The organism is Streptomyces sp. CB02261 (assembly GCF_001905665.1).
GTDB lineage: Bacteria > Actinomycetota > Actinomycetes > Streptomycetales > Streptomycetaceae > Streptomyces.
In genome coordinates, this window is record NZ_LIVX01000004.1 from 471,320 (window position 1) to 490,149 (window position 18,830).

An 18,830-nucleotide genomic window follows, 5' to 3' on the forward strand; every position below is an offset into this window, starting at 1 on the left:
CACGGCCACGGCCGAACCGTACGGCTCACCCTTCGAGCCGCACGGCCACGGCCGACCTGTCCGGCTCCCCTCCCCGAGCCGCACGGCCACCTCCGCGCCGCGCGACCGCGACCGGCCCCTACGGCTCGCCCCCGAGCCGCACCCCTGCCCCGCACCCAGGAAGAAGCACCACCATGACCACCCCGACAGCCACCCGGTACGAGGGATCCGCCCCGCACGACGCGCTCAGGGCCGCCCTCGCCGCCGCCCCCGTCATCGCGATCCTCCGCTCCACCTCCGCCGCCCGCTTCGCCGAGGCCACCGACACCCTGGTGGCGTCCGGCGTCCGCGCCGCCGAGTTCACGCTCACCACCCCCGGCGTGCTCGACGCCCTGCGCGAGTACGCCGCCGACGCCCCGCCCGGTCTCGCCCTCGGCGCCGGCACGGTCACCACGCCCGCCGAGGCGCAGGCTGCCGTCGAGGCCGGAGCCACCTACCTCATCACCCCCACCACCTCCACCGAGGTCATCGCGGAGGCCGTCCGCCTGGGCGTCCCGGTCCTCCCCGGCGCGTACACCCCCACCGAGATCCTCACCGCCTGGCGGGCGGGGGCCACCATGGTGAAGCTCTTCCCCGCGGCCACGGGCGGACCGGACTACCTCAAGGCCGTCCGCGCCCCGCTGCCCGACGTCCCCCTCGTCCCGACCGGCGGGATCGGCGCCGCCGACGCCCCGGCCTACCTCGCCGCCGGCGCCAGCGCCCTCGGCGTCGGCAGCCCCCTCGTCGGTGACGCCTGCGAGGGCGGCTCGCTCGCCGCGCTCGCCGACCGCGCCGCCGCCTTCCTCGACGGGATACGCCGATGACGGCCGGCAGCCCGCCCGCCCTCGTCACCCTCGGCGAGGCCATGGCGGTGGCCGCCGCGATCGTGCCCGGTCCACTCGCCACGGGCACCCCCCTCCGGCTCGCCTGGGCGGGCGCCGAGGCGACCGTCGCCATCGGCGTCAGCCGCCTCGGCCACCCGGCCGCCTGGACCGGCCGGGTCGGCGACGACGCGGCGGGCGCGATGATCCTCGCGGGACTCCGCGGCGAGGGCGTCGACGTCTCCGCCGCCCGTACGGACCCGGCGGCGCCCACCGGCCTGATGCTCCGTGAGCGCCGCACCGCCGACCGGCTCCGCGTCAGCTACTACCGGTCCGGGCTCGCCGGATCCCGGCTCGCCCCCGAGGACCTCGACGAGGCGCAGATCAGCGGGGCGCGGGTGCTCCATGTCACCGGCATCACCCCCGCGTTGAGCGCCACCGCGCGCGCCGCCGTCGAGCGCGCCGTCACGGTCGCCCGCGCCGCCGGCGTCACGGTCTCCTTCGACGTCAACCACCGCGAGCGCCTCTGGAGCCGCGCGGACGCCGCCGGTGCGCTGGCCGGCCTCCTCCCGTACGCCGACATCGTCTTCGCCGGTCCAGAGGAGGCGGCGCTCTTCGTGCCGGAGGAGTCACCGGAGCGGATGGCCCGCGCCCTCACCCGGCTCGGGGTGGGGCAGGCCGTGCTGAAACTCGGCGCGCAGGGGGCCCTGGTGGCCACCGGCGACGACGCGCTCCACGTGCGGCACGCCGTCCCCGTCACCGCCGTCGACCCCGTCGGCGCGGGCGACGCCTTCGTCTCCGGCTATCTCGCGGCCGTCCTCGACGGCTCCCCGGTGGAGGAGTGCCTGCACCTGGCGGCGGTCTGCGGGGCCTTCGCGGTCTCGGTCCCCGGCGACTGGGAAGGCCTCCCGCGCCGCGCCGAACTCGGCCTCCTCACGGCCCAGGACATCACGCGCTGACCGGCGGCCCGGCCCCCACCGACGGCCGGACCGCACCGCCGTAGGACCCGCGCCCGCCCGGCCGGACCACCGCCACGGCGCCGCCCGCCGGGCCCGCACCCGGGCGGGCGGCGCTCTCCCCTCCGTATCCGCACCCGGAAACACCAGGAACCCACAGCCATGAACCGTTTCTCCGGACAGACCGCCGTCGTCACCGGCGCGGCCTCCGGCATCGGGGCGGCCAGCGCCGCCCGGCTCGCCGCCGAGGGCGCGTCCGTGATCGTCGCCGACATCGCCGACGAGGCCGGCGAGGCCGTCGCCGCCGCGATCCGCGCCGACGGGGGCAGCGCCGCCTACGTCCACTGCGACGTCGCCTCCGAGGAGGACTGGACCGCCCTGCGCGCCGAGACCCACGCGCGCTTCGGCCGGGTCGCCATCCTCCACAGCAACGCCTTCACCCACACCTCCGCCGCCGCCCACGAGCTCCCCGTCGCCACCTGGGACCGTGAGATGGCCATCAACCTGCGGGCGCTGTACTTCGCCACCCGCACCTTCCTCGACGACCTGCGCGCCGAGCGCGGCAGCCTCGTCGCCACCTCCAGCGTGCACGCCGACTTCGGGCTGCCCGGATACGCCGCGTACGCCGCCGCGAAGGGCGGCATGTGCGCCCTGGTCCGGCAACTGGCCGTCGAGTACGGGCCCGACGTGCGCTTCAACTCCGTCCTGCCGGGACCCATCCTCACCGAGGTCTGGAACGACGTCGACGAGGAGGGACGCCGGCTCTCCGCCGACGCCACGGCCCTCGCCCGGCTCGGCCGTCCCGAGGAGGTCGCCTCCGCGGTCGCCTTCCTCGCCTCCGCCGACGCCGCCTACATCACCGGAACCAACCTGGTCGTCGACGGCGGCTGGACCGTGAAGAAGGAATCCAAGTGAAGATCACCTCCCTGCGCACCTACATCGTCGCCCCGCGCTGGTGCTTCCTGCGCGTCGACACCGACGAGGGCATCACGGGCTGGGGCGAGCCCGTCGTCGAGGGCCGCGCCCACACCGTGGCCGCCGCCGTCGACGAGCTCTCCGACTACCTCATCGGCCAGGACCCGATGAAGATCGAGGACCACTGGCAGGTCCTCACCAAGGGCGGCTTCTACCGGGGCGGCCCCATCCTCTCCAGCGCCATCGCCGGCATCGACCAGGCCCTGTGGGACATCACCGGCAAGGCCCTCGGCGTCCCCGTCTGGCAGCTGCTCGGCGGCAACGTCCGCGACCGCGCCCGCGTCTACAGCTGGATCGGCGGCGACCGCCCCGACGAGGTCGCCTCGGAGGCCCTGGCCCGCAAGAACGAGGGCTTCACCGCGATCAAGTTGAACGCCTCGGCGCAGCTGCGGCTCATCGACACCCCCGCCGCCACCCAGGCCATTGTGGACCGGGTCGCCTCGATCCGCGAGGCCGTCGGCGACGAGTTCGACATCGCCATCGACTTCCACGGCCGCCTCACGGCACCGATGGCCCGCCGGGTCCTGCCGCTCCTGGAGCCGTACCTGCCCTTCTTCGTGGAGGAGCCGGTCGTCCCGGAGATGAGCGACCACATCGGCGACATCGTCCGCTCCACCTCGATCCCGATCGCGACCGGCGAACGCCTCTACTCCCGCTGGGACTTCAAGAAGGTCCTCGACCAGGGCATCGCGGTCGCGCAGCCGGACCTCTCGCACGCCGGCGGCATCTCCGAGGTGCGCAGGATCGCCGCGATGGCGGAGGCGTACGACGTCTCCCTCGCCCCGCACTGCCCGCTGGGTCCGATCGCGCTCGCCTCCTGCCTCCAGGTCGGCTTCGCCGCGCCGAACCTGCTGATCCAGGAGCAGAGCCTCGGCATCCACTACAACACCGGCTCCGACCTGCTCGACTACCTGGTCGACCCCTCGGTCTTCCGGTACGAGGACGGGCACGTGGCCCTGCCCACCGGCCCGGGCCTCGGCATCGAGGTCGACGCGATGGCCGTCGAGCGGGCCGCCGAGGTGGGGCACCGCTGGCGCAACCCGGCCTGGCGCCGCGACGACGGCTCGCTCGCCGAGTGGTAGTCACGACGACCGGAAGGGGCGGACCCGCGCGCGGATCCGCCCCTTCCTCGTGGCGACCGGGTCCGGCCGGACCCGGTCGCCCTCCGGGCCGGAGCTTGCCGGTGCCGATCTCGTCGCCGATCGGGACGCACCGGCGGTCAGGCGGTCACCTGCCGTCGAAGAGGTGGGCCAGCGTCGTGGGGGCGAGACGGAACTCGTCGAAGTCGGCACGGCAGCCCTCACCGACGGGCGACTGCGCCACGATGCCGACCCGCGCGGGACCGGCGCCGTCCAGGGCGAACTGCCGGACCAGGCGCCAGGAGACACCGTCGTCCGACACGTGGAACACGTAACCCTCGCCGAGTCGACTGATCCGCAGCCACAAGGCGTCCGCCGCGACCGGGCCCCCGAGGGCGTCGTCGGACCGTCCGCGGGTCACGACCGAGTAGACGCTCGGCAGCCCGTCGTGCGACAGCTCGAAGGTGAGCTTGGCCCAGTGGTCGTCGTCCGACCACACGAGGATCCCGCCCGCGTCCCACGCGGACCCGAAGCCGACACGGAGCCGGGCCGAGAGCTGCCAGTCGCCCTCCGGCGGATCGGTCAGGGCCACGGCGGCGCCACGCCGCACGGCGCCGCCGACCGGGTCGGTGAAGTCGTCCGAGTGGGGGGCGGCCGTGACCGAGAGGACGCCTTCGGCGAGGGACCACGCCTTGGGCGCCCTCACCCAGTCCATGGCGAGCGGGAGCGAGTCGTCGTCGTTCATACGGCCATGATCGCGAGCCGGTCGGGCAGTGCGCTACGGGATCGGGCAAGGATCCACGAACCGGCGGGAAAGTCCAAGCCCTGACCGTCCACCGGGGTCGCTGTCAGGTTGGCTGACCGTCCGTCGGGGTCGCTGTCAGGCGGGAGCCGTCCGCGGTTCGACGAACGGCCGGGACAGATGGGCCGTCGCGAGCAGCGCCCCGCTGTCGGCGGCGCGCGCGAGCAGCTCCTCGCGGGAGGCGCGGGCGGTGGCCGGGTCGCGTTCGTGGCCGTAGGCCACCCCCGGGGCGGCGAGCTGGACCGCGTGCACGAGGAGGTCGCCGGTGACCAGGACGTCCCGGCCGTCCGGCCGTTCGACCAGGACGGACTGGTGGCCCGGGGTGTGCCCGGGTGTCGGCAGGAGCGTGACGCCGGGGCGCAGCCGGTGCCTCCCCTCGACCTCGTGCAGCTGCCCGGCGGTACGGAGCGGCTCCACCACCCAGTCCCAGACGGGATCCCGCCGGTCGAGGGCGGCGGTCTCCGCGCGCTGGACGACGTACCGGGCCTGGGGGAAGAAGGGCTGTCCGGCGGAGTCGGCGGCCCAGCCGGTGTGGTCCTCGTGCAGATGCGTCAGGACCACCGTGTGGACGTCCGCCCGGTCGATCCCGGCCGTCACGAGCAGCTCCGGCAGCCGGCCCGGCACAGGACACCAGGGCGCCCCGGGGCCCTCGGCGGGGCCCACGCCCGCGTCGATCAGGGTCCAACCGCCTGTACCGCCCGGATCCGCGACGGCGAAACAGCGGAAGGCCAGCCGCCACGCGTCCCCGGGGCCGAACGCCTCCGGGTCGAGCGCGGCCGCGGCCGCCCAGTCCGCCGCGCCGGCGCCGGGGAAGGCGTCCCGCGCCGACTTGAAGAACACCCCCGTGGCGTCGAGCAGCGCCGTCACGTCCCCGTCCCGCGCCAGGTCGAGGCACCCGGTCACATCACCGCTCCGGGCCACTCCACCACCCCGCGCCGGGTCGCCGATCCCCGTCACTCCACCGACCCCCGTCATCCCGCCGTCCCCCGCCGTCCCGCGTCACTCCGCCACCCCCGTCATTCCACCTCTCGGTGCGGTCCTCGTCAGCGGCAGACCGCCGATCCGCGCTCCGACTCTGCCATCAGGAGGGCGGACAGGCGAAGGAGTTCACGTACTCGCCCGGCGCTCCGCCCTACCCCACCCCGCTCCGCTCTCATCCCGCTCTCACTCCGGCCTTATCCCGTCATCACACACCGCCCCTAGCTTCACGCCCATGTTCCTCACCTACCTCCGGCGCGAACTGCGCCGCCGCAGAAGGGCGGCGCTCGTCGTCGCCTCCGGGCTCGCGCTCGGGATCGCGCTGGTCATCGTCGTCAACTCCGTCTCCTCCGGCATGAACAGGGCCCAGGGCAAGGTCCTGGAGTCGCTCTACGGCCTCGGGACGGACCTGACGGTGACCAAGGCGCAGGAACGGCCCGAGGAGGGCGCGCGCGTACAGCGGCCCCGGTTCGAGTTCCAGGGCGGGGAGGACGGCGAGGAACAGAGCAGTGACCGGCTGATGGTCCAGGGCTTCCAGACCCTCGCGGACTCCACCGTCGCCACCGTCGGCCGACAGCCCGGCGTCGACCGGGCGGTGGGCGGGCTCAGCCTCGTGAACCTGAAGATCAACGGGGAGTTCGAGCGCGGCCGGATCCAGCGCGGCCAGCCGCAGCCGGCCCAGCCGGGCGGCGGAACGGGCGGCGGCTCCGGAGGCGGCTCCGGGCCCGGCGACACCGTCACCGGCGGCGGCGCGGCCTTCGACGTGGACTCGTTCACCCTCTACGGCACCGACGTCACGGCGCCCGACCTCGGCCCGCTCACCACCTCCACGGTCTCCGAGGGCCGTACCTTCAGGACCACCGAGACCGACGCGAAGGTCGCCGTCGTCGACAGCGCCTACGCCCAGCAGCAGGACCTCGCCCTCGGGGACGAAATCACCGTCAAGGGGGTGGAGTTCGAGATCGTCGGCCTCGCGACCGCCGACCGGGGGCAGTCCGCCGCCCAGGTCTATCTGCCGCTGAAGCAGGCGCAGACGCTCTCCGCCTCCACGGCGAAGATCACCACGATCTACGTGAAGGCGACCGACTCGACGCGGATCGACGCGGTGAAGGCCGCCATCCAGAAGAACGTCACCGGCACCACGGTGACCACATCGGCCGACCTCGCGCAGACGGTGTCCGGCTCGCTCGACACCGCCGCCGGCCTCGCCGAGAACGTCGGCAGGTGGCTCTCGTACGCCGTACTGCTCGCCGCCGTCCTGGTCGCCGGACTCCTCACCTCCGCCGCCGTCACCCGGCGCGTCCGCGAGTTCGGCACGCTCAAGGCGCTCGGCTGGACGAGCGGCCGGGTCACCCGACAGGTGGTCGGTGAGGCCCTCGTCAACGGTGTCATCGGCGGCGTCCTGGGCATCGCGGTCGGCCTGGCCGGAGCGTACGCCGTGACCGTCGCGGGCCCGAAGCTCTCCGCCGAACTGGGCGGAGGAGGGGGCGCGTTCGGCGGTGGCGGACGGGGCGGAACGGTGTTCGGCGCCGGCCCCGCCGGCACGGCAGCCGGCAGGACCGTCGACATCGCCCTCACCGCCCCGGTCTCCCTCGCCACCGTCGGCCTCGCCGTCCTCCTCGCCCTCGGCGGCGGTCTCGTCGCGGGTGCCTTCGGCGCCTGGCGCGCCTCGCGCCTGCGTCCCGCCGACGCCCTGCGCCGCGTCGCGTAGCAGCCCCCGCCCACCCACGTCATCCAGGAGTCGCACCGTGTACGAACTCATCGGCGTCACCAAGCGGTACCAGCGAGGGCAGGAGAGAGTCGACGCGCTCGCCGGGGTCGACCTCACCCTCGCCCAGGGTGACCGGCTGGTCATCCAGGGCCCCACCGGCGGCGGCAAGTCCACCCTCCTGCAGATGCTCGGCGGCCTCGACCGGCCCACGTCCGGTCGGGTCCTCCTCGACGGCACCGACCTCGCCGGGCTCTCCGAGCGCAGGCTGACGGCCGTACGCGGCCGGACCATCGGCTTCGTCTTCCAGAGCTTCAACCTCATCCCCACACTCACCGCCCAGGAGAACGTGGAGACCGCCCTCGTCCCGCTCGGCGTTCGCCCGTCCGAGCGTCGCGGCCGTGCCGTCGAGGCCCTGGAGTCGGTGGGGCTCGGCGCCCGCCTCGGGCATCTGCCGTCCGAGCTCTCCGGCGGCCAGCAGCAGCGCGTGGCGATCGCCCGCGCCCTGGTGAAGCGCCCCAAGGTACTGCTCGCCGACGAGCCCACCGGAAACCTCGACGAGTCGATGCGTGACGAGATCGTCGACCTGCTCGAAGGGCTCTGGAAGGAGCACGGACTCACCTTCGTCCTGGTGACCCACGACAGCGCCATCGCCCGCCGCGCGCCCCGTCTCGCCACGATCCGCAAGGGCCGGATCACGATCGAGGAGAGACGCCCGGTGTCCGCACCGGACCCGGTCGAGGCCTGACGACCCGCGCCGCACGCACCGCACGCGCCGCGAGGCTTCGTGCGGAGGCGTTGTCAGTGGGTGCCCCTACCGTTTTCCCCATGACGACGACCTATCTGGAGCTGTCGCAGGACGGCGGCGGTGCCCACAAGTTCTACGAAGTGGCCGTGGACGACCTCACGGTGTCGGTCCGTTACGGCCGGATCGGCACCGCGGGCACGACGCAGCGCTCGACGTTCCCGACGCAGGCGAAGGCGCAGGCCGCCGCGGCGAAGAAGCTGGGGGAGAAGGTCCGCAAGGGGTATGCGCCGGCCGTGCGCGGAGAGCGTGCCGCCCGTGCCGTGACCCGCCGTGCGGTGACCTCCGCGCCGTCCACCGCGCGCGCCGTCGCTCCTGTCCTGTGGCGCTTCCGGACCGGGTCGGCGGCCTTCGGCATCCACGTCGACGAGGAGCGCTGCTGGGTCGGCAACCAGGCGGGGGACGTGTTCACCCTGGACCGCTCCGGCGAGGTGCAGGCCCGCTTCAGCCTGCCGGACGGCGTCAAGTGCCTGGTCGCCGACGACTTCTGGATCTACGCGGGCTGCGACGACGGCAAGGTGTACGACCTGTCGTCCAAGCTGCCCTTCGCCGCGTACGACATCGCGACCGACGTCGACATCTTCTGGCTCGACATCCACGAGGGCGTCCTGCACGTCGCCGACCGCTCGGGCCGGCTCACCGTCATCGACCACGAGGACGAGCACCAGTGGGCGCGCGGCGGCCAGGGGGAGCACGCCTGGATGGTCCGCGCCGACGGGGACGCCGTCTACTACGGGGACACGCGGGGCGTCGCCGCCCACGCGCCGGACGGCGGCGGCGAGCTGTGGCACACGGCCACCGAGGGCGGCGTCCTCTTCGGCTGGCAGGAGGACACCGCGGTCTACGCGGGCACGGCACGCAGGAAGGTCCAGCGGCTCGCGAAGAAGGACGGACGCGTCGAGGCGGTCTACGCCTGCGACAGCCCCGTGTACTCGTGCGCCACCTCGCCCGGCGGCGGATTCGTCTTCGCCGCCGACTCGGCCTCCTCCGTCTACTGCTTCGCCGAGGACGGCACCCGCCTGTGGAAGCTCGGGACGGGCGGAGGGTCGGCGCTCTCCATGCAGTACCGCGACGAGCGGCTCTACCTGGTGACCACGGACGGATCGCTGGTGTGCGTGGACGCGAGTGAGACGGCGATCCGGGCCGCCCAGGAGGGCACGGTGCCGGTCGCCCGGGACATCAAGCTCGCAGCCGCCCTGCCGGTGTACGAGCCGGCGACGACGGTGACCGCGGTGAGCACCGTCAGCGACGCCCCGGCCGGCTCGATCGTCGTGGAATGCGTGAGCGAGTCGGGCAGGACGCGGGTGCGCGTCGTCTCCCAGGGCTACGACTCCGCGTGGAACGTGCAGTTCCCGAGGGCGATCCGGGAGCCCGGCGCGCGCTATGTGGTCGACGACCTGCATGCCGCCGCGGGCGGCTTCTACCGGGTCCGCGGCGACATCCGGCGGCTGCTGTGACGGCGGGGCCCGGCGGCGGCACCTTCGAGGCCGCCACCGGCGACGGACCGCCGCTGCCGCCGGCCGACGCCGAGCAGCGGTCCCGTGAGATCCGTGCCGCCGTCGACGGACTGCTCCAGATCAGACGGCTCACCGCGGACCAGGGCGCCGACCCGAGGACGGTGCCCGCCGACTGGGAGCGCCGGCAGCCGGTGCGCGCCGTGGCCCTCGCCCTGGAGTCCGGAGGTCTCGTGCCCTCGTCCGTGGACGCCTCGGGTGCGCGGATCGCCACCGGATACCGGGTCCGTGCCGGGGACCGGCCCGCCACGGCCGTGGTGGAGTGGCTGGGACCGTCGGGCTCGGGCGCCGCGCGTGAGGAGGCGGAGGCGCTCGGAGCGTGCGTGCCGGCCCTGGCGCGGCTGGGCTGGGAGGCCCTCCTCTACAAGGGGCCGCGCGGACGCCGCTTCCTGGAGGTGGAACCGCTGGGAGGGTGACCCCGGAAGGGACCGGGTGTCAGGCGATGGAGGCGGAGACGATCGCCGAGACCGCGATGTTGCACGAGGCGGTCACCCAGACCGCCGGGTGCGGCTCGGGGTCGACCAGGGTGGCACCCAGCTTCCCCGGCGTGACCAGGTCCACGACCAGGAACGCCACGGCCATCATCACCAGACCGAGGAGCCCGAACGCGGCCGTCGAGACGAGGCCCTTGCCGAAGTCGTCGTACGTCGTCCAGATCGAGGTGAAGACGATGCCGCCGATGCCGAGGAGCGCCGAGCTGAGCAGGATCGCCGCGTTGCGGTTGCGGTCCTCCCAGATCTGGCGGCCGAGCTTCCCGGGGGTCAGCAGGTCCACGAGCACGATGCCGAGGATCAGCAGGACCACGCCGAGGGCGCCGTAGGCGCCGGCCCGGCCGAGGCCGTTGACGATGTCGCTCATGGGGTGCGGGCTCCGCAAGGTCACGATCCCGAAAGGGATCAGCGGTCAAGGACCGGCAAAATGTAGCGCACGCGTCAACAGCGCCCGTCGCCGCCCATGCGTCGGGCAGCGGAGCGACGTGTGCCGACAGGGCGTCAGACGCGCTGACCCGGCGCCGTCGTGCCGTGATCGGGCGGCGATTCCCCGCCCTCCGATCTGGATCCGGTACTCGACGACGCGTCCGTGCGTGACGCGATGGACGGCGCCGGCCGTCACCGTGACCCCGCGCGCCGGTCGGCGGATGGTCGTCCACGGTACGTCGGGCGAGATCGTGAGGGAGGGGTGGGGCGCTGCGGTCGGCGGGCGGCTCCAGCGGCGGCGGCCGTCGCTGCGGGCCTGCGGTCGTTCGCGTCTCCGAGGACGCCGGGTCGTTCCGGCCGCACCGGGGCGTCGAGCCGGCTCTCACACTTCGCGCGTCGCGGCGCACAGCGCCGCGGCTACCCGGCGGGCGTCGGCCTCGGTGGTCCGCCAGTTGCTGAAGGCGGCGCGCAGGGCGGGCACGCCGTCGAGGACGGTCGGCGTGAGGAAGGCCTCGTCGGCCAGCCGCTCCGCCAGCGCGGCGAGCCGCTCGACGCTGGGATCGTCGGCGAGGGTGAAGCAGACGACATTGAGGCGCACCGGTGCCAGCAGCCGCAGGCCGGGCGTGTCCTCGACGGCGTCGCCCAGGACACGCGCGCATCCGATGCACCGCTCGGTGATCTCGCGGTGGCCGTCCCGGCCGTAGGCCCGCAGGGTGAACCAGGCCGCGACCGCGCGCAGCCGCCGGGAGTTCTCCGGGGTGAGGTGCACCAGGTCGGGGGTGTCTCCCAGCGGCCCGAGGTAGGCCGCGGCGTTCTGGAAGACGCTTGTCTGCAGGTCGGGACGGCGGGTGAACTGCACGGCGCTGTCGTAGGGGACGTTCAGCCACTTGTGCAGGTCGACGCAGATCGAGTCGGCCAGGTCGAGGCCGTCGACGAGGTGTGCGTGGGCGGGGGACAGGGCCGCGAAGGCGCCGAAGGCGGCGTCCACGTGCAGCCAGAAGGAGTAGCGCTCGCGCAGCACGGCGATGGCGCGCAGGTCGTCGAAGTCGACGGTGTTGACCGTGCCGGCGTTGGCGACCACGATGCACGGACCGTCACCCTCGCCTGCGGCGAGCGCGGCCTCCAGGGCCTCCAGGTCGACGGCTTCCCGCCCGGCGAGGGTCGGCACCCGCACCAGGGCCCGGCGTCCCAGACCGAGCATCGACAACCCCTTGGGGATGCTGGAGTGCGCGGCTCCCGAGAGCACCCGTACGCTGCCGAGCGCGCCCGCTCCGTGCTCGGCCGGGGAGACCCCCCGCTGTTCTCCGAGCCACTCGCGGGCGACGGCGAGGCCGACGGTGTTGGACATGGTGGCGCCGCTGACGAACGTTCCGTGCTGGTCGTCGGACAGGCCGAACAAGGTCCGCAGCCAGGAGATCGTCTCGCGCTCCAGGTGCTGGCCCGCCCCGTCCAGGGAGGAGAACGCGTTCTGGTCCCAGGTCGCCGTCATCCAGTCGCCGGCCAGCGCGGCCGGTGTCACCCCGCCGGTGACGAAGCCGAGATAGCGCGGACCTGCGCTCGCGGAGAGCGTCGGCTCCCAGCGCGCGGCGAACGCGTCCAGTGCCCCCTGCAGCCCCGCCCCCTGCGAGGGCAGGGGGTCCGGTGCCGGCCACGGCGCCGCGGGGACCACCTCCCGCTCGGAGACCTGGGCGAGCCGGCCGACAGCGTGGCGCCGGACGGTCTCCAACAGGTGCGGCAATCCGTCGCGATCGGCGGCGAGTCGCGGGTCCATGGCATCTCCTTCGTGGCGTGTGACCACGACCGTACGGAGCCGCCGCCCCGTAACCCGGTCCCATCGGGGAAACCGGACCGGTGCGCCGCCTCGCGCGACTCCCTCGCACATCCTGGACACGCTGCCGAACCTGGGGGGTTGCGTGAAGTAGGAGGCCGCGCGCGGTCGACCCGGTCGACGACACCTACCGGCGGCAGACGAACCGGCGGCTCCCCGTGCGGGAGTCCCGCCGGAGCGGGCGAAGACGCCATTGGATGGGTAGGAGTGAGTATCTGAAACCGATCGGATCAGTCCGTGACGGGCAGGCACTCGGCGAGCAGGGCGACGATGTCACGCCAGGCTCGCTGTGCGTGCCGTGGATGGTGGCCGACGCCGTTGGGCGCGGCATGGTCGACCGGTGGGTGGTGGAAGGCGTGAAGGGCTCCTCCGTAGACCACGAGGCGCCAGTCGACGCCCGCGGCCTGCATCTCCGCGGTGAACGCCTCCCGTTGCACGGGCGGCATGATCGGGTCTTCCGACCCGACCCCGGCCCACACCGGGCAGCGAATGCGCGCCGCCTCGCCCGGTCGGCCCGTGGTCAGTGCGTTGACTGTTCCGATCGCGCGCAGGTCGACGCCATCGCGACCGAGTTCCAGTGCGACTGCGCCCCCGGTGCCGTAACCGATGGCGGCGGTCCGGTCGGGGTCGGCCCGTGGTTCGGCACGCAACACGTCGAGCGCGGCGTGGCCGATTCCTCGCATGCGGTCGGGATCGGCGAGCAGCGGCAGGCAACGGGCCAGCATGTCCTCCGGGTCTTCCAGATAACGTCCGCCGTGGAGGTCGAAGGCCAGCGCCACGTACCCCAGCTCGGCCAGAGCCTCGGCCCGCCGGCGCTCGACATCGCTGAGCCCCATCCCCTCGGGCCCGATCAGGACCGCGGGCCGGCGCCCGGCACCGGCCGGGAGCGCGAGGTGTCCGATCATCGTCAGGTTGTCGGCCGGGTATTCGACCGTGCGGGTTGCGACCGTCGTCATGCGACGGAACGGTAATGACCGCTGCGCCCGCTCGGGGCGGTGTTCACCGATGGCAGACAGCAGCCTGTCTCGACCACATCACCCGGACGCCTGGTCCGCCTGTCGTCAAGTGATCGAATGACGACAGGGGCGACCTGCTCACCCATGCACGGCCGGGTGACACCGTGCACATCTCCGAAACGTTCCGCCTGGTGCGCGGCACCGGGGACATCCTCGACGTCCCGCACCGCGACCGGCTCGCGTTGCGCAACCACGACGGCGCGGTCTCCGGCATGGACCTCCTCGCGGGCGTCGGTCACCGAGTACGGGCCGCCTACCTGGAGGGCCGGTCCATCGCCGCTCCGGGCCGCGAGTCCAGGGCCAGCCGTGGCGCGGTCGACGCCGCCGGCACAGAGCCCGGTGTGTTGCGCGACCCGCGGGGCCCGCGGTGGCGCGGCACTGACTCGTGCGGAGTACGCGCCTGGCGCCACGGCAGGCGCGCGCCGGGGAAGGCGGCGAGAGTGGAGGGCGTACGTGTCCGTCCTGCCGCACTGGAGATACCCATGGGCCACCCCAACCGACGCGACGTAGGCCTCCTCGTGCTGAGGGTCGGCACCGGTGCCGTGCTCGCCGCACACGGCACCCAGAAGCTCCTCGGCTGGTTCGGCGGAGGTGGGATCGAGGGCACCACCAAGGCGATGGAGGCCATGGGCTTCCACCCGGGCCGGCAGAGCGCCGTCGCCGCCGGGCTCGGCGAGGCCGGCGGCGGAGTGCTGCTCGCCCTCGGCCTCGCCACTCCCGCCGCCGGCGCCGCGGCCGCGGGAGCCATGGCGGGCGCCGTCGCCGTCCACGCCCCCGCGGGCTTCTTCGCCCAGGGCGGCGGGTACGAGTACCCGGCGTTCCTCGGCTTCGTCGCCGCCGCGATCGGTGTCACGGGCGCCGGCCGGTACTCCGTCGACCACGTCTCGGGCCACGTCCTCGACCGCCCCTGGGTGGTGGCCACCGCCTTCCTCGGCACCGCGCTCGCCGCCGCGGCCGTGGTGGGCCGCCGCGCCGAGGAGCAGGCCGCCGCCGAGGCGGACGCGGAAGCCCCGTGAACGCCTGGCCGGATCGGGAAAGCCGCGTGGCCCCCGGGTCCGAGACGGTTCCGGAACGCGTCTGACCGGCACCGCGACGGGGGCCCGCAACGTGTCCGCCGCGAGGGAGGGTTAGGCTCGCCGCAGAGGAAGGGACGGCCGCCGCGCATGAAGATCGATCTGACGGACACCGACTCCAGCAAGATCAACAAGGCCATTCTGCAAGGCCGCAGGGCCGTCGGCACCCCCGCCGCCGGTGCCGTGCTCACCCTTGTCGTCGTCACCGACGAGGAGAACGCCTACGACGCGGTCAAGGCCGCCAACGAGGCCTCACGGGAGCACCCTTCCCGCATCCTCGTGGTCATCAAGCGCCACGCCCGCTCACCCCGCGGGCGCCACGAGACCCGGCTCGACGCCGAGGTCCGCCTCGGCAGCGACGCCGGCTCCGGGGAGACGGTCCTGCTCCGGCTCCACGGCGAACTCGGCGCCCGCGCCGACTCCGTGGTCCTGCCGCTGCTCCTGCCGGACGCGCCCGTCGTCATCTGGTGGCCGGTCGACGCCCCGGACGTGCCCTCCCAGGACCCGCTGGGCGCACTCGCGCAGCGCCGTATCACCGACACGTACGCGGTCGAGGACCCCCTCACCGCCCTGGAGACCCGGGCCGCCTCCTACGCCCCCGGGGACACGGACCTCGCCTGGACCAGGCTCACCCCCTGGCGCTCGATGCTCGCCGCCGCGCTCGACCAGGCCCCGCTGACCGTCACCTCGGCCGCCGTCGAGAGCGAGGCGGAGAACCCCAGCGCCGAGCTCCTCGCCCGCTGGATCGAGGTCCGGCTCGGCGTCCCCGTCGACCGGATCGTCACCGACGGGCCCGTCGTCACGGCCGTCCGCATGGGCACCGCGGACGGCGAGATCCGCATCGACCGCCCCGAGGGCCCGGTGGCCAGGCTCGCGATCCCCGGCCAGCCCAGCCGGGTCCTCGCCCTGAAGGTCCGTACCACCGCCGAGCTGATCGCCGAGGAACTGCGCCGTCTCGACCCCGACGAGGCCTACGCGGCCGCACTGCGCGGCCGCGCCTGACGCGCCCCCTCCGGCAGGCGTCTTCAGCCCTGCGGCCGCACTGCGCGGCCGCGCTGACGCACCCTCCCTCCGGCAGGCGGCGTCAGCCCTCGGGAGTGAACGTCACGGGGAGTGTGGCCATGCCTCGCAGGATGCCCTCGCGCCGGCTCAGGTCCGCGTCGGGGTCCGCGAGCCGTAGGTCGGGGAAGCGGCGCAGCAGGGTGCCGATGGCGATCCTGGCCTCCGTGCGGGCGAGCGGCGCACCCAGGCAGAAGTGCACACCGTGGCCGAAAGCGAGCTGTTGCGGGACCTCGCGGCGCGCCACGTCGAGGATGTCGGGACGGTCGTAGCGGGCCGGGTCGCGGTTGGCCGCGGCGAGTCCGATGATGATCATCTCGCCCGGCGGGACGGTGACGCCGCCGATCTCGTACGCGTCGACGGTGAAGCGGGCGACGCCCCGGCTCACCGGTCCCTCGTAGCGCAGGAGTTCCTCGATCGCCCCCGGCAGCAGCGAGGGGTCGTCGCGCAGCGCGGCGAACTGGTCCGGGTGGCGCAGGAGCGCGTGGACCCCGTTGGCGATGAGGCTCGCCGTCGTCTCGTGTCCGGCGAGCGTGAGCAGGATGGCCATGGCGGTCAGCTCGCGGTCGCTGATCCGCTCCTCGGCCTGGGCGGCGCACAGCGCGCTCAGCAGATCGTCCTTCGGGGCCGCCTTGCGTGCTGCGATCAACGGCTCGAAGAACGCGATGAGTTCGTCGCGTGCCCGCGCTCCCTTCGCGAGCCGCTCGGGGGTGTTGGGCGGCATGATGAGGCCGACCGCGAGACGGGCGAAGTCCGGTTGCCCCTCGGCCGGGATGCCGATCAGCTCGCTGAGCACGGCCATGGGTAGCGGCAGGGCGAACTCCGAGACCAGATCGGCTGATCCGCGTCCCGCGATCGCGTCGAGGAGGGCGTCGGTGTGTGCCTGGACGCGGGGCGCCATCCGCTCCACGCGACGGAAGGTGAAGGCCTTCGAGACGAGATTGCGCAGCCGGGTGTGGTCCTCGCCGTTCGCCACGAGCATGCTGGTCATCAGGACGTTGGTGCGTTCCTGATGGGCCATCTCCTCCTCCAGCCCCCTGACTCCGGCGGGGCTGCTGCTGAGGCGCGGATCGGTGAGCGCGGCCACCGCCTCGTCATAGCCGGTGACCATCCAGACTTCAAGGGTGGGATTCAGTCGGACGCGCTGGACGACACCGTGTTCCCGGATGCGTTCGAAGAGCGGGTAGGGATTGGGTTGTTGAGCGACGTTCACCGGGACATCGTGGACGATTGCCTGTTCCTGACCGGTCATCTTCCTTCACTCCCCGCTGCTTTGTGAAAGATCTCTGGCAAGTAGTCATACCAGCCACCCCAGTTGCGTGGTAGCGTCACCGGCGCTCGGCTCGGATGATGTACGACGCACCACCGGCGAACCGCCGGAGACGTACCGGCGAGGCGCTCCACCCACCGGTGGACCCGCCTCGCGCATCGCTCAACTTGGAAGCAGTCAAGGCCTCAACCAGGCCCCATGCACAGGGAGAGACGTTCGTGGAGCAAGCGGCAGCCGTGGACCCGATTCTGGATCTGGCCCGTCCGTCGACCCTGCGGAACCCGTACCCGGCCTACGCCCGGATGCGCGAGGCCCGCCCCGTGTTCTGGCACGAACTGCTCGGCTCCTGGGTCCTGACGCGGCACGCCGACTGCCTCGCCGTCCTCACCGACAGTCACCGCTTCGCCTCCGACTGGCGCCGCGCCGGCGAGGACATCCCCGCCCCGCTGCTGAGCGTCCAGACCCTCGACCCGCCGGAGCACACCGCCATCCGGCACCTCCTGCTCGACGGTTTCCGGGCCCAGGACCGCCAGGCGCTCCACGACGACCTGGACGGACAGATCGCGGAGCTGCTCGCCGAGCTGGCCCCGCGCCCTTCCTTCGACCTCGTCGGGGAGCTCGCCGAACCGGTCGCCCTCCGCTTCGTGACCGCGTTCCTCGGCGTCCCGGCACCCGAGCTCGACTGGTTCGTGCCCATGTCCCGTACCGTCGTCGACGGCATGGACGCCGGGCTGTGGCCGGAGAAGCACGAGCCTGCCGTCGCCGCCCGCGCCGAACTCGCCGCGTACGCGGGCGGATGGCTCGCCGATCCGCCCAAGGACGGCCTCATCGCCCATGTCGCCGAGCACGCGGCGGACAGCGGCGTGGCAGAAACGGTTCTGCGGAACAGCCTGCGGGCCGTCCTCCACGCGGGCTACGAATCCGCCTCCCGGCTCCTCGGCAACGCGGCGGCCGCCCTCCTCACCACCCCCGGCGCGCTCGCCGCGTTCCGGGAGACCCCGTCCACGGCCGTGGACGAACTCATCCGGTACGACGCACCGGTCCAGGCGGACGCCCGGGTCTGCGTCACCGACACCGAACTGGGTGGCGTCACCATGAGAGCGGGTGATCCGGTCACGCTTCTCCTGGGCGCGGCCAACCACGACCCGCTCCGCTTCGACCACCCCGCAGAGCTGCGACTCGACCGCGCGCCGAACCCGCACCTCGGGTTCGGCCGCGGGGCCCATGCCTGTCTGGGCGCGTCCATGGCGATCCGGCTCACCGGATCGGTCCTCGGGGCCCTGGCCGGGGAGTACCCCGACGCACGGGCAGTCGCGGAACCGGACCACCGGCGCAATCTGACCCTCCGCGGTCTCGACCGCTTCGAGGTCACCCTGCGTCCCGACACGGGGGAGGAGGTACGACCATGAAGTACTGGCACTGAAACCGGTGAGCGTGCGGCCCGTCCTGGAGGCGGGCACCACGCCCGTGCGCGCCACACGCGCACCCGCCGGAGCCCGAGCCGGCTGCACGGCTCGGGCTCCGGCCCGCACGCGGGAGCGGGCCGTGTGCCCGTCCGGCCGGACACTCCGCGCCGTCGGCGCCACGAGAGCGTCGTCGGGCCGATCTCCGTGACATCCTCGGACGAACCACCCACACCGTGCCCGGACGTGGGTCTTCCTCGTCCCGCGCGGAGGGTCTCCATGCTCATCAGCCATGCCGTAAGCGACCAGGTCCTGACGGTGACCCTCCACCGCGACCTGGACGTCACCAACCGGGCCGCGGGCGCCCTCCAGATCCAGGCCCTGGTCCAGGCGCACCGGCCCACCCGGGTGGTCATCGCCGTCCCGAGCGCCGACCCCACCCCCGCCACCCTCAGCACCCTCACCCGCGCCCACCGCATGTGCACCAGCCTGGGCATCCCGCTCGCCCTCAGCGGCGCGAGCGCCCGCACCCGCCGGCTCCTGGGCGTGACCGGCGAGTGAACGACCCGCCTCGGTGGCCCCGCGTCCGCGGGGGCAGCCCGGCGCGC

Annotated in this window: 18 protein-coding genes; 12 read left to right on the forward strand and 6 right to left on the reverse strand. The window is 73.7% G+C overall.

What is annotated here, in order from left to right; translation table 11 throughout:
• Positions 1 to 173: 173 nt before the first annotated feature.
• The 4 genes from AMK29_RS15525 (at position 174) to dgoD (ending at position 3,852) form a co-directional block, all read left to right on the forward strand.
• A complete protein-coding gene (locus AMK29_RS15525; RefSeq protein ID WP_073813112.1) occupies positions 174 to 842 on the forward strand; it encodes a bifunctional 4-hydroxy-2-oxoglutarate aldolase/2-dehydro-3-deoxy-phosphogluconate aldolase in 669 nt (222 codons plus the stop codon).
• Positions 839 to 1,798 (forward strand): sugar kinase, encoded by a 960-nt coding sequence (locus AMK29_RS15530; protein WP_073813115.1) that lies wholly within the window; start codon positions 839 to 841, stop codon positions 1,796 to 1,798. Before AMK29_RS15525 ends, AMK29_RS15530 begins: the two co-directional genes overlap by 4 nt.
• A gap of 159 nt (positions 1,799 to 1,957) precedes the next feature.
• Positions 1,958 to 2,710, forward strand: a complete 753-nt coding sequence (locus AMK29_RS15535; protein WP_073813118.1) for an SDR family NAD(P)-dependent oxidoreductase — start codon at positions 1,958 to 1,960, stop codon at positions 2,708 to 2,710.
• Entirely contained in the window at positions 2,707 to 3,852 is a 1,146-nt protein-coding gene (dgoD, locus tag AMK29_RS15540) for a galactonate dehydratase (RefSeq protein ID WP_073813121.1), read from the forward strand. The genes AMK29_RS15535 and dgoD overlap by 4 nt, the downstream gene beginning before the upstream one ends.
• 145 nt (positions 3,853 to 3,997) lie before the next feature.
• On the opposite strand, the gene AMK29_RS15545 is transcribed toward dgoD, so the two are convergent.
• Both AMK29_RS15545 and AMK29_RS15550 read right to left on the reverse strand, forming a co-directional pair.
• Positions 3,998 to 4,594, reverse strand: a complete 597-nt coding sequence (locus AMK29_RS15545) for a DUF1349 domain-containing protein (protein WP_073813124.1) — start codon at positions 4,592 to 4,594, stop codon at positions 3,998 to 4,000.
• A 135-nt stretch (positions 4,595 to 4,729) separates the two neighbouring features.
• Positions 4,730 to 5,554, reverse strand: coding sequence for an MBL fold metallo-hydrolase (locus AMK29_RS15550; RefSeq protein ID WP_241845381.1), 825 nt, complete (start codon positions 5,552 to 5,554; stop codon positions 4,730 to 4,732).
• A 310-nt stretch (positions 5,555 to 5,864) separates the two neighbouring features.
• Between AMK29_RS15550 and AMK29_RS15555 the strand changes: the two genes are divergently transcribed.
• The 4 genes from AMK29_RS15555 (at position 5,865) to AMK29_RS15570 (ending at position 10,072) form a co-directional block, all read left to right on the forward strand.
• Positions 5,865 to 7,340: an ABC transporter permease gene (locus AMK29_RS15555; protein WP_073813127.1), complete on the forward strand. Its 1,476-nt coding sequence runs from the start codon at positions 5,865 to 5,867 to the stop codon at positions 7,338 to 7,340.
• Positions 7,341 to 7,377: 37 nt separating this feature from the next.
• Positions 7,378 to 8,085: an ABC transporter ATP-binding protein gene (locus AMK29_RS15560; protein ID WP_073813129.1), complete on the forward strand. Its 708-nt coding sequence runs from the start codon at positions 7,378 to 7,380 to the stop codon at positions 8,083 to 8,085.
• Positions 8,086 to 8,165: 80 nt separating this feature from the next.
• Positions 8,166 to 9,599 carry a WGR domain-containing protein gene (locus AMK29_RS15565; RefSeq protein WP_073813132.1) on the forward strand — a complete coding sequence of 478 codons (1,434 nt, stop codon included), beginning with the start codon at positions 8,166 to 8,168 and terminating at the stop codon, positions 9,597 to 9,599.
• Positions 9,596 to 10,072: a hypothetical protein gene (locus tag AMK29_RS15570; RefSeq protein ID WP_073813135.1), complete on the forward strand. Its 477-nt coding sequence runs from the start codon at positions 9,596 to 9,598 to the stop codon at positions 10,070 to 10,072. Before AMK29_RS15565 ends, AMK29_RS15570 begins: the two co-directional genes overlap by 4 nt.
• A 19-nt stretch (positions 10,073 to 10,091) precedes the next feature.
• Here the strand turns inward: AMK29_RS15570 and AMK29_RS15575 are convergent, their stop codons facing one another.
• From AMK29_RS15575 to AMK29_RS15585, 3 genes are all read right to left on the reverse strand, one after another.
• On the reverse strand, positions 10,092 to 10,514 hold the full coding sequence (locus AMK29_RS15575; protein WP_073813137.1) for a DUF350 domain-containing protein: 423 nt from the start codon (positions 10,512 to 10,514) through the stop codon (positions 10,092 to 10,094).
• 441 nt (positions 10,515 to 10,955) lie between these two features.
• Entirely contained in the window at positions 10,956 to 12,344 is a 1,389-nt protein-coding gene (locus tag AMK29_RS15580) for a pyridoxal phosphate-dependent decarboxylase family protein (protein ID WP_073813140.1), read from the reverse strand.
• 287 nt (positions 12,345 to 12,631) lie between these two features.
• A complete protein-coding gene (locus AMK29_RS15585; RefSeq protein ID WP_073813143.1) occupies positions 12,632 to 13,357 on the reverse strand; it encodes a dienelactone hydrolase family protein in 726 nt (241 codons plus the stop codon).
• 542 nt (positions 13,358 to 13,899) lie between these two features.
• On the opposite strand from AMK29_RS15585, the gene AMK29_RS15590 reads away from it, so the two are divergent.
• Positions 13,900 to 14,433: a DoxX family protein gene (locus AMK29_RS15590; protein ID WP_073813827.1), complete on the forward strand. Its 534-nt coding sequence runs from the start codon at positions 13,900 to 13,902 to the stop codon at positions 14,431 to 14,433.
• Between the two features lie 147 nt (positions 14,434 to 14,580).
• Positions 14,581 to 15,492: a glucose-6-phosphate dehydrogenase assembly protein OpcA gene (gene opcA / locus AMK29_RS15595; protein WP_073813146.1), complete on the forward strand. Its 912-nt coding sequence runs from the start codon at positions 14,581 to 14,583 to the stop codon at positions 15,490 to 15,492.
• Between the two features lie 82 nt (positions 15,493 to 15,574).
• Here the strand turns inward: opcA and AMK29_RS15600 are convergent, their stop codons facing one another.
• On the reverse strand, positions 15,575 to 16,762 hold the full coding sequence (locus AMK29_RS15600; protein WP_241845384.1) for a cytochrome P450 family protein: 1,188 nt from the start codon (positions 16,760 to 16,762) through the stop codon (positions 15,575 to 15,577).
• Positions 16,763 to 17,037: 275 nt separating this feature from the next.
• Between AMK29_RS15600 and AMK29_RS36380 the strand changes: the two genes are divergently transcribed.
• Positions 17,038 to 18,228: a cytochrome P450 gene (locus tag AMK29_RS36380; protein WP_158071316.1), complete on the forward strand. Its 1,191-nt coding sequence runs from the start codon at positions 17,038 to 17,040 to the stop codon at positions 18,226 to 18,228.
• Between the two features lie 273 nt (positions 18,229 to 18,501).
• Positions 18,502 to 18,783, forward strand: coding sequence for a hypothetical protein (locus AMK29_RS37640; protein ID WP_073813155.1), 282 nt, complete (start codon positions 18,502 to 18,504; stop codon positions 18,781 to 18,783).
• Positions 18,784 to 18,830 lie beyond the last annotated feature (47 nt).